This window comes from Aeromonas sp. 61P (assembly GCF_051919545.1).
Lineage (GTDB): Bacteria > Pseudomonadota > Gammaproteobacteria > Enterobacterales > Aeromonadaceae > Aeromonas > Aeromonas veronii.
The window spans coordinates 915189-928809 of sequence record NZ_JBQBEL010000001.1 but is presented as its reverse complement, the minus strand read 5'-3'; the positions used below and the strand labels follow the sequence as shown (position 1 = coordinate 928809).

At 60.2% G+C, this 13621-nt stretch carries 11 protein-coding genes; 8 read left to right on the top strand and 3 right to left on the bottom strand.

The annotated features are described in order from the left end of the window. Window positions 1-62: 62 nt before the first annotated feature. Together trkA and ACTG2O_RS04460 are read left to right on the top strand one after the other, a co-directional pair. Window positions 63-1439 carry a Trk system potassium transporter TrkA gene (gene trkA / locus ACTG2O_RS04465; protein ID WP_005339689.1) on the top strand — a complete coding sequence of 459 codons (1377 nt, stop codon included), beginning with the start codon at window positions 63-65 and terminating at the stop codon, window positions 1437-1439. A gap of 96 nt (window positions 1440-1535) precedes the next feature. Further along, window positions 1536-2978 carry a TrkH family potassium uptake protein gene (locus ACTG2O_RS04460; protein WP_005341967.1) on the top strand — a complete coding sequence of 481 codons (1443 nt, stop codon included), beginning with the start codon at window positions 1536-1538 and terminating at the stop codon, window positions 2976-2978. Between the two features lie 240 nt (window positions 2979-3218). On the opposite strand, the gene typA is transcribed toward ACTG2O_RS04460, so the two are convergent. Beyond that, entirely contained in the window at window positions 3219-5030 is a 1812-nt protein-coding gene (gene typA / locus ACTG2O_RS04455; protein WP_005339679.1) for a translational GTPase TypA, read from the bottom strand. Window positions 5031-5381: 351 nt separating this feature from the next. On the opposite strand from typA, the gene glnA reads away from it, so the two are divergent. The 5 genes from glnA to add all read left to right on the top strand — a co-directional run bounded on the left by glnA (window position 5382) and on the right by add (window position 11198). Further along, the gene (gene glnA, locus ACTG2O_RS04450) at window positions 5382-6791 is read left to right on the top strand and encodes a glutamate--ammonia ligase (protein ID WP_005339672.1); all 1410 of its coding nucleotides are present in this window, start codon (window positions 5382-5384) and stop codon (window positions 6789-6791) included. Window positions 6792-6906: 115 nt separating this feature from the next. After that, window positions 6907-7491, top strand: coding sequence for a DUF4124 domain-containing protein (locus ACTG2O_RS04445; RefSeq protein ID WP_019445773.1), 585 nt, complete (start codon window positions 6907-6909; stop codon window positions 7489-7491). Between the two features lie 80 nt (window positions 7492-7571). Continuing rightward, entirely contained in the window at window positions 7572-8627 is a 1056-nt protein-coding gene (gene glnL / locus ACTG2O_RS04440) for a nitrogen regulation protein NR(II) (protein ID WP_019445772.1), read from the top strand. A gap of 9 nt (window positions 8628-8636) precedes the next feature. Continuing rightward, window positions 8637-10055 carry a nitrogen regulation protein NR(I) gene (gene glnG / locus ACTG2O_RS04435; RefSeq protein ID WP_439975390.1) on the top strand — a complete coding sequence of 473 codons (1419 nt, stop codon included), beginning with the start codon at window positions 8637-8639 and terminating at the stop codon, window positions 10053-10055. A 141-nt stretch (window positions 10056-10196) separates the two neighbouring features. Next, the gene (gene add, locus ACTG2O_RS04430) at window positions 10197-11198 is read left to right on the top strand and encodes an adenosine deaminase (RefSeq protein ID WP_075116081.1); all 1002 of its coding nucleotides are present in this window, start codon (window positions 10197-10199) and stop codon (window positions 11196-11198) included. Between the two features lie 151 nt (window positions 11199-11349). On the opposite strand, the gene rmuC is transcribed toward add, so the two are convergent. After that, window positions 11350-12690 carry a DNA recombination protein RmuC gene (gene rmuC, locus ACTG2O_RS04425; RefSeq protein ID WP_439975389.1) on the bottom strand — a complete coding sequence of 447 codons (1341 nt, stop codon included), beginning with the start codon at window positions 12688-12690 and terminating at the stop codon, window positions 11350-11352. Next, window positions 12687-12902: a hypothetical protein gene (locus ACTG2O_RS04420; protein WP_005339659.1), complete on the bottom strand. Its 216-nt coding sequence runs from the start codon at window positions 12900-12902 to the stop codon at window positions 12687-12689. Before ACTG2O_RS04420 ends, rmuC begins: the two co-directional genes overlap by 4 nt. 140 nt (window positions 12903-13042) lie before the next feature. Here ACTG2O_RS04420 and ACTG2O_RS04415 point away from each other — a divergent pair, with 140 nt between their 5' ends. Then, window positions 13043-13564, top strand: coding sequence for a ferredoxin-type protein NapF (locus ACTG2O_RS04415; protein ID WP_005339657.1), 522 nt, complete (start codon window positions 13043-13045; stop codon window positions 13562-13564). The last annotated feature ends 57 nt before the right edge of the window (window positions 13565-13621 follow it).

Genomic DNA, 13621 nt, shown 5'->3' with positions numbered 1-13621 from the left:
GAGAGCCGCCAGCTCCGTTCTGGCGCTCCCCTTTACAGCCTCAACGTGAGTAGACGTTCCCTATGAAAATCATCATTTTGGGAGCCGGCCAGGTCGGCGGCACTCTGGCCGAGAACCTGGCCGGAGAGAACAACGACATCACCATCGTCGATACCGACAGCGAGCGCCTGCGCGAACTGCAGGACAAGTTTGACCTGCGGGTGGTCAACGGCCATGGCGCTCACCCCAAGGTGCTGCGCGAAGCGGGGGCTCAGGATGCCGACATGCTGGTCGCCGTCACCAACAGTGACGAAACCAACATGATCGCCTGTCAGGTGGCCTACTCCCTGTTCAACACCCCGAACAAGGTGGCACGGATCCGCTCGCCGGCCTATCTGACCGAGCGGGATCGCCTGTTCCTGCCGGAATCGGTGCCGGTGGATCACCTGATCGCGCCGGAGCAGCTGGTGACCGACTATGTGCGTCGCCTGATCGAATACCCGGGCGCCCTGCAAGTGGTTGATTTTGCAGGTGGCCGCGTCGGTCTGGTGGCGGTCAAGGCCTACTACGGGGGCCCGCTGGTGGGTAACGCTCTCTCCACCTTGCGCGAGCACATGCCCAACATCGAAACCCGGGTAGCGGCCATCTTCCGTCAGGGCCGCCCGATCCGTCCGCAAGGTACCACCATCATCGAAGCGGATGACGAGGTCTTCTTCGTCGCCGCCGCAGGCCATATCCGTGCCGTGATGTCGGAGCTGCAGCGCCTAGAGAGCCCCTACCGCCGCATCATGATCGTCGGTGGTGGCAACATCGGCGCCGGCCTCGCCCGCCAGCTGGAGAAGCGCTACAGCGTGAAGCTTATCGAGCGCAACCAGAAGCGGGCGGAGCAGCTCTCCGAACTGCTGGAGAACACCATCGTCTTCTGCGGCGATGCGGCGGATCAGGAGCTACTGGCCGAGGAGCATATCGATCAAATCGACGTCTTCATCGCCGTGACCAACGAGGATGAGGCGAACATCATGTCGGCGCTGCTCGCCAAGAAGATGGGCGCCAAGAAGACCATGGTGCTGATCCAGCGCGGCGCCTACGTCGATCTGGTGCAGGGTGGCTCCATCGATATCGCCATCTCGCCCCAGCAAGCCACCATCTCGGCCCTGTTGACCCATGTGCGCCGAGCCGATATCGCCAACGTCTACAGTCTGCGCCGCGGCGCTGCCGAGGCGATCGAAGCGATTGCCCACGGTGACGAGAACACCTCCAAGGTGGTCGGCAAGACGGTGGGCGAGCTCAAGCTGCCGCCGGGCACCACTATCGGTGCCGTAGTGCGCGGGGATGAGGTACTGATCGCCCACGATCGCACCAAAATCCAGCAGGATGACCACGTGGTCATGTTCCTGGTGGACAAGAAGTACATCCCGGAAGTGGAGCGGCTGTTTCAGCCAAGCCCCTTCTTCCTGTAACGTCTTCATGCGCACAGGCTGTCAAACCAGACCCGGCTCAGCTCCCCCAAGGGGATGGTCCGGGTCTTTTGTTAATCAACGACCAGGTTATCGAACATGATCAAGCTGCGTCCCATTATCTTCACCCTCGGGCTGGTGCTCTCCAAGCTGGCGCTCTTCATGTGGCTGCCCACCTTGCTGGCACTGCTCACCGGCTCCGAGGGGTTTGTCGAGTTTCTCAAATCGGTGCTGATCACCCACGGCGCCGCCCTGCTCTGCCTCCATTACGGGCGCAAGGCAGAGTTTCATCTGGGGGTGCGGGAGATGTTCCTGCTCACCACCTCGGTCTGGGTGGTGGCCTGCGCCTTCGGCGCCCTGCCTTTTGTTTTCATCACCCACATCAACTTCACCGACGCCTACTTCGAGACCATGTCGGGGGTGACCACCACGGGCTCCACCGTGCTCTCCGGCCTCGACAACATGGCCCACAGCATCCTGTTGTGGCGTTCCATCCTGCAGTGGCTGGGCGGGGTCGGCTTTATCGTGATGGCGGTAGCCGTGCTGCCCTACCTCAACGTCGGAGGCATGAAGCTGTTCCAGACCGAGAGCTCGGACTGGTCAGACAAAAGCGCCCCGCGTGCCAAGACGGTCGCCAACAACATCGTCGTGGTCTATCTGGTACTCTCCATGCTCTGCTTCATGGCCTACTGGGCCAGCGGCATGAACATGTTCGAGGCGATCAACCACGCCATGACCACCCTCAGTACCGGCGGCTACTCCACCTCCGATCAATCCATGTCCCACTTCTCCAACTCGGCTCACTGGATTGGCACCCTGTTCATGTTCCTCGGCGGCCTGCCCTTCCTGCTCTATGTGCAGAGCCTCAACCACAGGGACAACAGCCTGTTCAAGGATGCCCAGGTGCGCGGCTTCTTCTGGCTGGTGGTCTGGGTCACCGTCATCATGACCTTCTATCTGTGGGAGAGAGATCTGTTCGGCTTCTGGGATGCCCTGCGCATCAGCTGCTTCAACATCGTCTCGGTGCTCACCACCACCGGCTACGGCCTTGGTGACTTCGGCACCTGGGGGCCGCTCGCCAGCATCGTCTTCATCGTGCTGCTGGCTCTTGGGGCCTGTTCAGGCTCCACTGCGGGTGGTCTCAAGATCTTCCGAGTACAGGTGGCATTCGCCCTGTTCAGAAAGCAGATGCGCCAACTGATGCACCCCTCTGCCGTGTTTCCGCAGAAGTACAACGGCCGGACGGTCAATGACGCCATCATCCGCTCGATGATCTCCTTCGTACTGGCCTACTTCGCCATCATTCTGGTGATAGCCGCACTGCTGGGCGCCATCGGGCTTGACCCCCTGACGGCCATCTCCAGCTCCATCACCGCCGTTGCCAACGTTGGCCCGGGCATGGGCCCGGTGGTCGGCCCCAGCACCAACTTTGCCAGCCTGCCGGAATCGGCCAAATGGCTGTTGTCATTCGGCATGCTGCTGGGACGACTGGAGATCCTGACGGTCGCCGTGCTCTTCTTCCCCTCCTTCTGGCGCCAGTAATCCCTTACTGCAAGCCAGCAAAAGCCGCAGCGGCCACCCGCTGCGGCTTTCTTATCTCACCCATCCCCACGACCTTCGCTCAACGCTCATCAGCCCCATTACCGGATGGCCTGAACGAGCTCATCAGGATGGACAGAGCGGATCACAGGCATAAAAAAACGGACCCAAACCAGAGGTTTGGGTCCGTTTATCAGTGAACCATCAGCGGCCGCAAGGGCTGCCGAGACTCAGCACATGGCATTAACCACGGCCAGAGCGCTTGCGATCCAGCTCGGTCAGCAATTTCTTGCGGATACGGATGTTCTTCGGAGTCACTTCTACCAGTTCGTCGTTATCGATGAACTCGAGAGCCTGTTCCAGAGTCATGCGGATCGGCGGAGTCAGCACTTGAGCTTCGTCGGTACCGGAGGCACGCATGTTGGTCAGCTGCTTGCCTTTCAGGCAGTTAACAGTCAGGTCGTTGGAACGGGAGTGAATACCGATCACCTGGCCTTCGTACACTTCGGTCGCGTGACCGATGAACAGACGACCGCGGTCTTGCAGACCAAACAGGGCGTAGGTCAGTGCTTTACCGGTAGCGTTGGAGATCAGCACGCCGTTCTGACGCTCGCCGATGCTGCCACCCTTGTGCGGACCGTAGTGGTCGAAGGTGTGGTACAGCAGACCGGTACCTGAAGTCATGGTCATGAACTCGGTCTGGAAGCCGATCAGGCCACGGCTCGGGATCATGAAGTCCAGGCGGACACGACCCTTACCATCCGGGGTCATGTTGGTCATTTCGCCTTTACGCAGACCCAGTTGCTCCATCACGGAACCCTGGTGCGCTTCTTCAACGTCCACAGTTACAGTTTCGAACGGTTCTTGCAGAACGCCATCAACGGTACGCAGGATTACTTCCGGACGGGACACAGCCAGTTCGTAACCTTCGCGACGCATGTTCTCGATCAGGATGGAGAGGTGCAGCTCACCACGACCGGATACACGGAACTTGTCCGGATCATCGGTCTCTTCCACGCGCAGGGCCACGTTGTGGACCAGCTCCTGGTTCAGACGCTCCAGAATATTACGGGAGGTCACGAACTTGCCCTCTTTACCGGCAAACGGTGAGGTGTTGACCTGGAAGGTCATGTTCACGGTCGGCTCGTCAACGGAGAGCGGCGGCAGGGCTTCAACGGCACCGTTATCACAGATGGTGTCGGAGATTTTCAGCTCGCCCAGACCGGTGATAGCAATGATGTCACCCGCTTGCGCGTCGGTAACTTCAGTACGGGACAGACCCAGGTAACCCAGCACCTGACCGACTTTACCGTTACGGGTCTTGCCGTCGGCACCAACGATGGTGACTTGCTGGTTGGTCTTGACGCGACCACGGGTGATACGTCCGATACCGATAACACCCACGTAGGAGTTGTAGTCCAGCTGGGAGATCTGCATCTGGAAACCACCTTCGGCATCAGCCTTCGGCGCTTCAACGTTGTCAACGATAGCCTGGAACAGCGGCTCCATGTTCTCGGACTCGACGTCCTGATCCATGGTGGCCCAACCGTTCAGTGCAGAGGCGTAAACAACTTTGAAATCCAGCTGTTCGTCAGTCGCGCCCAGGTTGTCGAACAGGTCGAATACCTGATCCATTACCCAGTCAGGACGAGCACCCGGACGGTCAACCTTGTTGATGACCACGATCGGCTTCAGACCCTGAGCGAACGCTTTCTGGGTCACGAAACGGGTTTGCGGCATCGGGCCGTCTACGGCGTCAACCAGCAGCAGCACGGAGTCAACCATGGACAGTACGCGCTCTACTTCACCACCGAAGTCGGCGTGACCCGGGGTATCAACGATGTTGATGCGGTAGTCATTCCAGCGGATCGCAGTGTTCTTGGCGAGAATGGTGATGCCACGTTCCCGTTCCAGATCATTGGAGTCCATGATCCGTTCCTGGCCTTCCGTGGAGCGGTCCAGGGTGCCGGACTGCTGCAGCAGCTTATCAACCAGAGTCGTTTTGCCGTGGTCAACGTGCGCAATAATCGCAATATTGCGTAAATTCTCTAACATTCTCGCCTCAATCACCGGGTAAAATTGGGCGCTAATTGTACTCTTGCCTTTGTGATCTGCCTAGCAGAATTGCAGTACATTCGCGCATAACAACAGATCTGGATCATAGACCTCTCTGACAAACCCTGCTTAGATGGGCGGTGACCGTATTTCGCGCACCATTACAGTGCACCAAAACGATCCACCATCGCACTAAATTGATGCAACGCGAGTCGAGATCGCCTGATTTTGGGGAGCCTCTTCAGCAAGATTGCCCTGAAATCAAGCTGTCACAAACTTGGCACGATACTGGCTTATGTGAATACGACGACGCATTCACCCAGAGAGTTTTAACACCGGAGGTTACTTAGCATGTCAGCCCAGAACGTTTTGGCCCTGATCCAGGAACACGAAGTCAAGTTTGTTGATCTGCGCTTTACCGACACCAAGGGTAAAGAGCAGCATGTATCCATCCCTGCTCACCAGGTTGATGAAGATTTCTTCGAAGACGGCAAGATGTTCGATGGTTCCTCCATCGGCGGCTGGAAGGGCATCAACGAATCCGACATGGTGCTGATGCCGGACGCAGCCTCCGCCAAGCTGGACCCGTTCACCGAAGAGACCACCCTGAACATCGTTTGTGACGTGCTGGAGCCTGCCACCATGCAGGGCTACGATCGCGATCCGCGCTCCATCGCCAAACGTGCAGAAGATTTCCTGAAGTCCAGCGGCATCGCTGACACCGTGCTGTTCGGGCCGGAGCCGGAATTCTTCATGTTCGACAACATTACTTTCTCCAACACCATGGGCCACAGCTTCGTGAAAATCGAATCTGAAGAAGCCGCATGGAACTCCGGCACTGCCTATGAGCATGGCAACAAGGGTCACCGTCCGTTCGTGAAAGGCGGTTACTTCCCGGTTGCACCGGTCGACTCTTCCCAGGATATCCGCGCCGCCATGTGTCTGGTGCTGGAAGAGATGGGCCAGGTCGTTGAAGCTCACCACCACGAAGTGGCCACTGCCGGTCAGAACGAGATCGCTACCCGCTTCAACACTCTTACGCTGAAAGCTGACGAAGTACAGGTACTGAAGTACGTGATCCACAACGTGGCTCACGCCTACAACAAGACCGTCACCTTCATGCCGAAACCCATGTTCGGTGACAACGGCTCCGGCATGCACTGCCACCAGTCTCTGGCCAAGAACGGCGTCAACCTGTTCGCTGGCGACCTGTATGGCGGTCTGTCCGAGATGGCTCTTCACTACATCGGCGGTATCATCAAGCACGCCAAGGCCATCAACGCCTTCGCCAACCCGACCACCAACTCCTACAAGCGTCTGGTTCCGGGTTATGAAGCACCGGTCATGCTGGCCTACTCTGCCCGCAACCGCTCTGCCTCCATCCGTATCCCGGTGGTACCGAGCCCGAAAGCCCGTCGTATCGAAGTGCGCTTCCCGGATCCGGCTGCCAACCCGTACCTGGCCTTCGCTGCCCAGCTGATGGCCGGTCTGGACGGTATCATCAACAAGATCCATCCGGGCGATGCCATGGACAAGAACTTGTATGACCTGCCGCCGGAAGAAGCCGCAGAAGTGCCGACCGTTGCCGGTTCTCTGGACGAAGCCCTGGCCGCTCTGGATGCTGACCGCGAGTTCCTGACACGTGGCGGCGTGTTCAGCGATGACTTCATCAACTCCTATCTGGAACTGAAACAGCAGGATGTTGACCGTGTGCGCATGACTCCGCACCCGCTGGAATTCGAACTGTACTACTCCGTCTAAGGCTCAGCAGACTGGCCGTTTAAATCTGGTCAGCTTGCTTAATCGTGACAAAACCCGCCATCTGGCGGGTTTTTTCTCTGATAGGATTAAGCAAAATACCGTCAAGGAGAGATGGATGAACAACAAGCATGGCATAGGGGTGCTCAGCCTCCTGTTGCTGACCTCGTTCGCTGCGGACGCGGCCAAGGTCTACTCCTGGGTCGATGGCAATGGCATCACCCACTACTCGGATGCGCCCCCCCCCGGCAAAAACGCCAAAGAGGTCGATCTGCGGGTCGCCCCGCTGCTGGGCAGCAGCGCGCCCAGATCGGTGCAGGTGGATAACTTCAACAGCCTGACCGGCGCCGATGCCAAGAAAGAGAAAGAGGCGGCCAAGCTGACCATCGAACTGCTCTCCCCGGAACAGGGCAGCACCCTGCGCGACAACACAGGCAACATCGTCTTTCAGGGCACCATCAGCCCCAAACCTCCGACCCAGTATGATGTGCGCCTGACTCTGGATGGCAAAGCCGCCCCCATCGTCAGTAACAGCCTCTCTGTCCGCGTCGAAAACGTCGATCGCGGCGCCCACGAGGCTCAGCTCGAGCTGCTCGCCAAAGACGGTACGATCCTTGCTAAATCCAGTGCAGTCACCTTTTACCTGCATAGAGCGAGCGTGACGCCGGCTCCCAAACCCACCCCCAAAGCCGACCAGGGGTGATATAGCGCACCGATGCGGGTAAACTCTATGCACCATATCGGTGCATAACAGGTGTGTAGCACCGTTTTAGGGAGAAACCTGTGCCAACCCGCTCGGACAACGCCAAAACACTCTTGGATAATTTGCTGACAGCCGTGATCCTGATGGATGAGCGGCTCTGCATCCAGTTCGTCAACCCGGCGGCTGAACAGCTGCTCTCCCTCAGTGAACGCAGGCTGATCGGCATCGAACTGCCCCATCTGCTGGAACATATCTCCCTCGATTTGCAGCGGCTCAAGCAGTGCCTCGTGTCAGGGCAAGGCTTTACCGATAGCGAAGTGACTCTGGTGGTAGAGGGAGAACCGCGACTGGTGGAGCTGAGCGCCACCCCGATGGCCGACCACGAACAGCGTCTGCTGGTGGTGGAGCTGCGCAAGATCGACCAGCAGAAGAAGATCAGTCAGGAGCAGCAGCAACATGCCCAACAGCTGGCGGCCAAGGAGCTGGTGCGCGGGCTGGCCCACGAAATCAAGAATCCCCTCGGCGGCCTGCGCGGCGCGGCGCAGCTGCTGCAAAAAGAGCTGCCGGATCCGGCGCTGCGCGAATATACCGGCATCATCATCGAACAGGCCGACCGGCTGCGGGTACTGGTCGATCGGCTGCTCGGCCCCCAGCGCCCCGGCCGTCACCAGATGCACAATGTCCATTCGGTGCTGGAGCAGGTACGCCGACTGGTGGAGCTCGAACTCCCTCCCTCTGTTCACATCGAGCGGGATTACGACCCCAGCATCCCCGAATTCGAGATGGAGCCGGATCAGCTGCAGCAGGCGTTTCTCAACATAGTGCGCAATGCCGCCGAAGCACTGGGCGATCAGACCGGGCTTATCCGCATCAAGACCCGCACCGCGTTCCAGATCACCATCCACGGCCAGCGTTACCGGCTGGCAGCGGAGATCAAGATCATCGACAACGGCCCCGGCATTCCCGATGCCATTCGCGACACCCTGTTCTACCCGATGATCACCGGCAAGGAGGGGGGCACCGGGCTCGGCCTCTCCATCGCCCAGAACCTGATCGACCAGCACAAGGGGCGGATCGACTGCATCAGCTGGCCGGGTCACACCGAATTCACCATTTTTCTACCGCTTCGCAAGTAAGGGAACCCCATGACCGCCAAAGTGTGGATCGTCGATGACGACAGTTCTATCCGCTGGGTGCTGGAGCGCACTCTCGGCAGCGAAGGCTTCAACTGCGAGAGCTTTGCCGATGGCGAAGCCCTGCTGCACGCCCTTGAGCTGCGCTCGCCCGATGTCATCCTCTCCGATATCCGGATGCCGGGCATCGACGGCCTGAGCCTGCTGGAGCAGATCCACCGCCGTCAGGCCGATCTGCCCATCATCATCATGACCGCCCACTCGGATCTCGATAGCGCGGTCAACGCCTACCAGCGTGGCGCCTTCGAGTACCTGCCTAAACCGTTCGACATCGACGAAGCCGTGACCCTGGTGCGCCGCGCCGAGAATCACCTCAAGGAGCAGCGCACCAAGCGCAAGTCTCGCCAACAAGAGGCCACCGCCACCCCTGAGATCATCGGTGAAGCACCGGCGATGCAGGAGGTGTTCCGCGCCATCGGCCGCCTGTCGCGCTCCAGCATCTCGGTGCTGATCAACGGCCAGAGCGGTACCGGCAAGGAACTGGTCGCCCATGCGCTGCACAAGCACAGCCCGCGCGCCCACAAAAACTTTATCGCCCTCAACATGGCGGCTATCCCGAAAGATCTCATCGAATCGGAACTGTTCGGTCACGAGAAGGGGGCCTTTACCGGCGCCAACAACATCCGCCACGGCCGCTTCGAGCAGGCCGACGGCGGCACCCTGTTTCTCGACGAGATCGGCGACATGCCGCTGGATGTGCAAACCCGGCTGCTGCGGGTGCTGGCCGATGGCCAGTTCTACCGGGTAGGCGGCCACCAGCCGGTGCAGGTGGATGTACGGATCATCGCAGCCACCCACCAGAATCTGGAGAAGCGGGTCGCCGATGGCGAATTTCGCGAGGATCTGTTCCACCGCCTCAACGTCATCCGCATCCATATTCCCGCCCTCAAGGAGCGCCGTGAGGATATTCCCCAGCTGGCCCGCCACTTCCTGCTGCGCGCCGCCAAAGAGCTGAATGTGGAGGCCAAGAGCCTGCACCCCGATACCCAGACCTATATCAGTCGCCTGCCCTGGCCGGGTAACGTGCGCCAGTTGGAGAACGTCTGCCGCTGGCTCACCGTGATGGCCTCCGGGCAGGAGGTGCTGGTGAGCGATCTTCCCCCCGAACTGCTTACCCCCATCACCCACAACGCCGAGCCCGGCCAACCGGCGTTGCCCGGTTGCTGGCAGCAACAGTTGCAGGAGTGGGTAGCCAGCAAGCTGGCGCTGGGAGAGACCGACATCCTGGCCGATGCCATGCCCCAGTTCGAGCGGATCATGCTGGAAACCGCGCTGGAACACACTCACGGCCACAAGCAGGAGGCCGCCCGCCTGCTTGGCTGGGGTCGCAATACCCTCACCCGCAAGTTGAAGGAACTCGCTCTCTCCTGAGTCCTCGGGAAAAACGATTCCCATCACGCCCTGACAAATCACCGTCCACCAGAACCCCGTTTAACCATAAACGGGGTATCTTTTTTGAAAGCCCCGCCTAGAATGGCAGGCTTTCAAACCTGACTCGACGAGGGCGCCCCCATGATTGACAGATCTCTCCCCCTGACCGACCTGCACCGCCATCTGGACGGCAACATCCGCCCGCAAACCATCCTCGAGCTGGGTCGCCAACACAATATCCAGCTGCCCGCCTTTGAGCTGGAAGCGCTGCGCCCCCACGTACAGATCGTCGAAAACGAGCCGAGTCTGGTTGCCTTCCTGAAGAAACTGGACTGGGGTGTGGCCGTGCTGGCTGACTATGACGCCTGCCGCCGGGTCGCCTACGAAAACGTGGAAGATCTGCTGCGCGCCGGTATCGACTATGCAGAGCTGCGCTTCAGCCCGGCCTATATGGCGATGGCCCACAAGCTGCACCCGCAGGGCGTGGTGGAAGCCATCATCGACGGCGTGGCCGCAGGCAGCCGTGACTTCGGCATCAAGACCAACCTGATCGGCATCATGAGCCGCACCTTCGGCACCGAGCAGTGCAATCAGGAGCTGGCCGCCTGTCTGGCCCACCGCGACAAGCTGGTCGCCATCGATCTGGCCGGCGACGAGCTGGGCTTCCCGGGCGAACTCTTTGTCGACCACTTCCGCAAGGTGCGCGATGCAGGCATGCGCGTCACCGTACACGCCGGTGAAGCCGCTGGCCCCGAGAGCATGTGGCAGGCCATTCGCGAGCTGGGCGCCGAGCGTATCGGCCACGGCGTCAAAGCGATTCAGGATCCGGCTCTGATGGCCTATCTGGCCGAACACCGCATCGGCATCGAATCCTGCCTCACCTCCAACGTCCAGACCACCACGGTAGCGAGCCTGACCGAACACCCGATCCGCCAGTTCCTGGCTGCCGGCGTGCTGGCCTGCCTCAACACCGACGATCCGGCAGTAGAAGGGATCGACCTGCCCCACGAATATGAGGTGGCTGCTCCGGCCGCTGGCATGACAGCCAGCGAAATCCGCACCGCCCAGCAGAACGGCCTGACCCTGGCCTTCCTGAGCGATAGCGAGAAGGCCGAACTGAGCGCCCGCGCCGCCAGCCGCTGATCCACAACGGCACTGCAAATAAAAACGGCTCACTTCGGTGGGCCGTTTGCTTTGCGGATTTCTGATGATGGGTAAGCTCTGGGCCAGCAGGCAGATAGTAAAAGGCCCAAACCAGGTTTGGGCCTTTTACTGATGGCTGTAAGGGGAAAAACTACTCCCGCTCCTTGTCGCGCTCCAGTGCCCGCTCCACCAGCGGCTCTGGCAGGCTCTTGGTCACCTCCACCCCCAGCTCGCGGAAACGCTCGACCTGGGCAATCAGGTTGCCACGGCCGTTGACCAGCCGTCCCATTGCCTTGTCGTAGCTCTCCTGCGCCTTGTGCAGGCTGCCGCCCATCTGCTGCATCTCCTCCACAAACAGCCGCAGCTTTTCGTAGAGGCGACCGGCCCGCTCGGCGATCTGGCGAGCATTCTGGTTCTGCCGCTCGTAGCGCCACAGGTTCTCGATGGTGCGCAGTGCCACCATCAGGTTGGTGGGGCTCACCAGCAGGATATTGTTGTCGAGGCCGTAACGCACCAGCGAGGGATCGGCCTCCATCGCGGTGAGGAAGGCGGGCTCCACCGCCACGAACATCAGCACATAGTCGAGGGTGCGCACCCCGGGCAACTGCTGGTAATCCTTGCGACCCAGCTCGCGGATATGGTTGCGCACCGAGGCGACATGCTCCTTGAGCGCCACCGCCTTCTCAAGCTCGTCATCGGCGTTGTACCAGCGCTCGTAGGCGGTCAGCGACACCTTGGCGTCGATAATTATGTCTTTGTCTTGTGGCAGGTGGACGATGACGTCAGGTTGGTAACGCTTGCCCTTCTCCACCTCGATATTGACCTGAGTGTGGTACTCGTGACCTTCGCGCAGACCGCACTCGCTGAGGATCCGCGCCAGCACGACCTCGCCCCAGTTGCCCTGCTGCTTGCTGTCACCCTTGAGGGCGCGGGTCAGCGCCGCCGCCTCTTCGGTCATGCGGGCATTGAGCTCGGCGAGGCGCTCCAGCTCGAACTTGAGGCTGTGGCGCTGGGCCGTCTCCTGCGCGTGAGTCTCCCCTACCTGACGGCGGAAACCCTCCAGCTGCTCCTTGAGCGGAGTGAGCAGCAGATCGAGGCTGTTCTGGTTCAGTTCACGGAAGTTGCCGGAGTTTTGCTCGAAGATCCGGTTGGCAAGATTCTCGAACTGCTGGCTGAGGCGCTGCTCCGCCTCCTGTTGCAGTTGCAGCTTCTCGGCGGCGGCCAACCGTTCGCTGCGCAGGGTTGCTTCCGCATCCTTGAGACGGGCGGTGAGTTTGATCAGCAGGGTCTGCTGCTGATCCAGCTTCTGCTGCCCCTGTTGCCGCTCATCCTGTAGTTCGTCAAAACGCTCCTGCAGCGCCTGATAACGCTCCTGTGCCAGCATCAGCTCCTGAGCCTGCGCCGTGGCGGCCCGTCGTCCGATCAGCCAGCCAAGCCCGAGGGCCAGCACGGCGGCGGGCAGCAAGATCCCCCAGAGCCCGGGGTCGATCATTTGCGGCTCCGCTGACGCAGGAAGAGTTCGAGATAGCGGTTAACCAGGATCCAGAGCACCACGTAGATGAGGTAGGCGGCCAGTACCACCCACTTGTGGGTGTTGACGCCGGTATCGAGCTCGGCGAACTCGATATCCTTGATGCGGCAGTAGGCCCACATCAGCAGGGGAAAGACATAGAGCAGGGACGCACGCCAGAGAAATAGCCACATATGTTTTCATTCAACCACGTAAAAAGACCCGCCTAGCTTACACAAGGGCAACTGCGCTTGCGATCCTGACGGCCGCTATTCTCTGGCCTGCTTCCCGAAACTTCGATAAAATTAACCCCTAATAGGTATCAGGGGCGAGCATGACTCACTATTTCCTCCGTTGGCTGACACAAGGTTGGCAAGCTTCCCGCAAGCCCGCCGTGGTTTGCCATGAAGCGCGCCCGCCGTGGGCCATCGAGGAGTCCCAGTACCTCTCCCTCTGCACCCGCTGTGGCGAGTGTTTCAAAGCCTGCCCGCGCGGTCTGCTCAAACCGGCCACCCAGGAAGAGTACGAGGGGAGCCCGATTGCCGGCACCCCGGTGCTCGATCTCGCCTGTGGCCAGTGCAGCTACTGCGGCAGCTGCGCCAGAGCCTGTCCCACCGGCGCCCTCGACCTTCAACTGGGCCGTCAGGTGCAGACCCGGGTGCAGATTGAAGAGAGCTGCCAGGCACGGCAGGGCTTCTACTGCCTGCTCTGTGAAGATGCCTGCCCGCAACAGGCGATCAAGGCCACAGCCGACGGCATCAACGTCAATATGGATGCCTGCAATGGCTGCGGTGCCTGTGGCCTCGCCTGCCTGCACGGCGCCATCACCCTGATCCGCCAGCCAGGCAGTCGCTAAAAACCACCTGAGTACAAAAGCAAAAGGGGCCATCAGGCCCCTTTCACATCTTGCTCG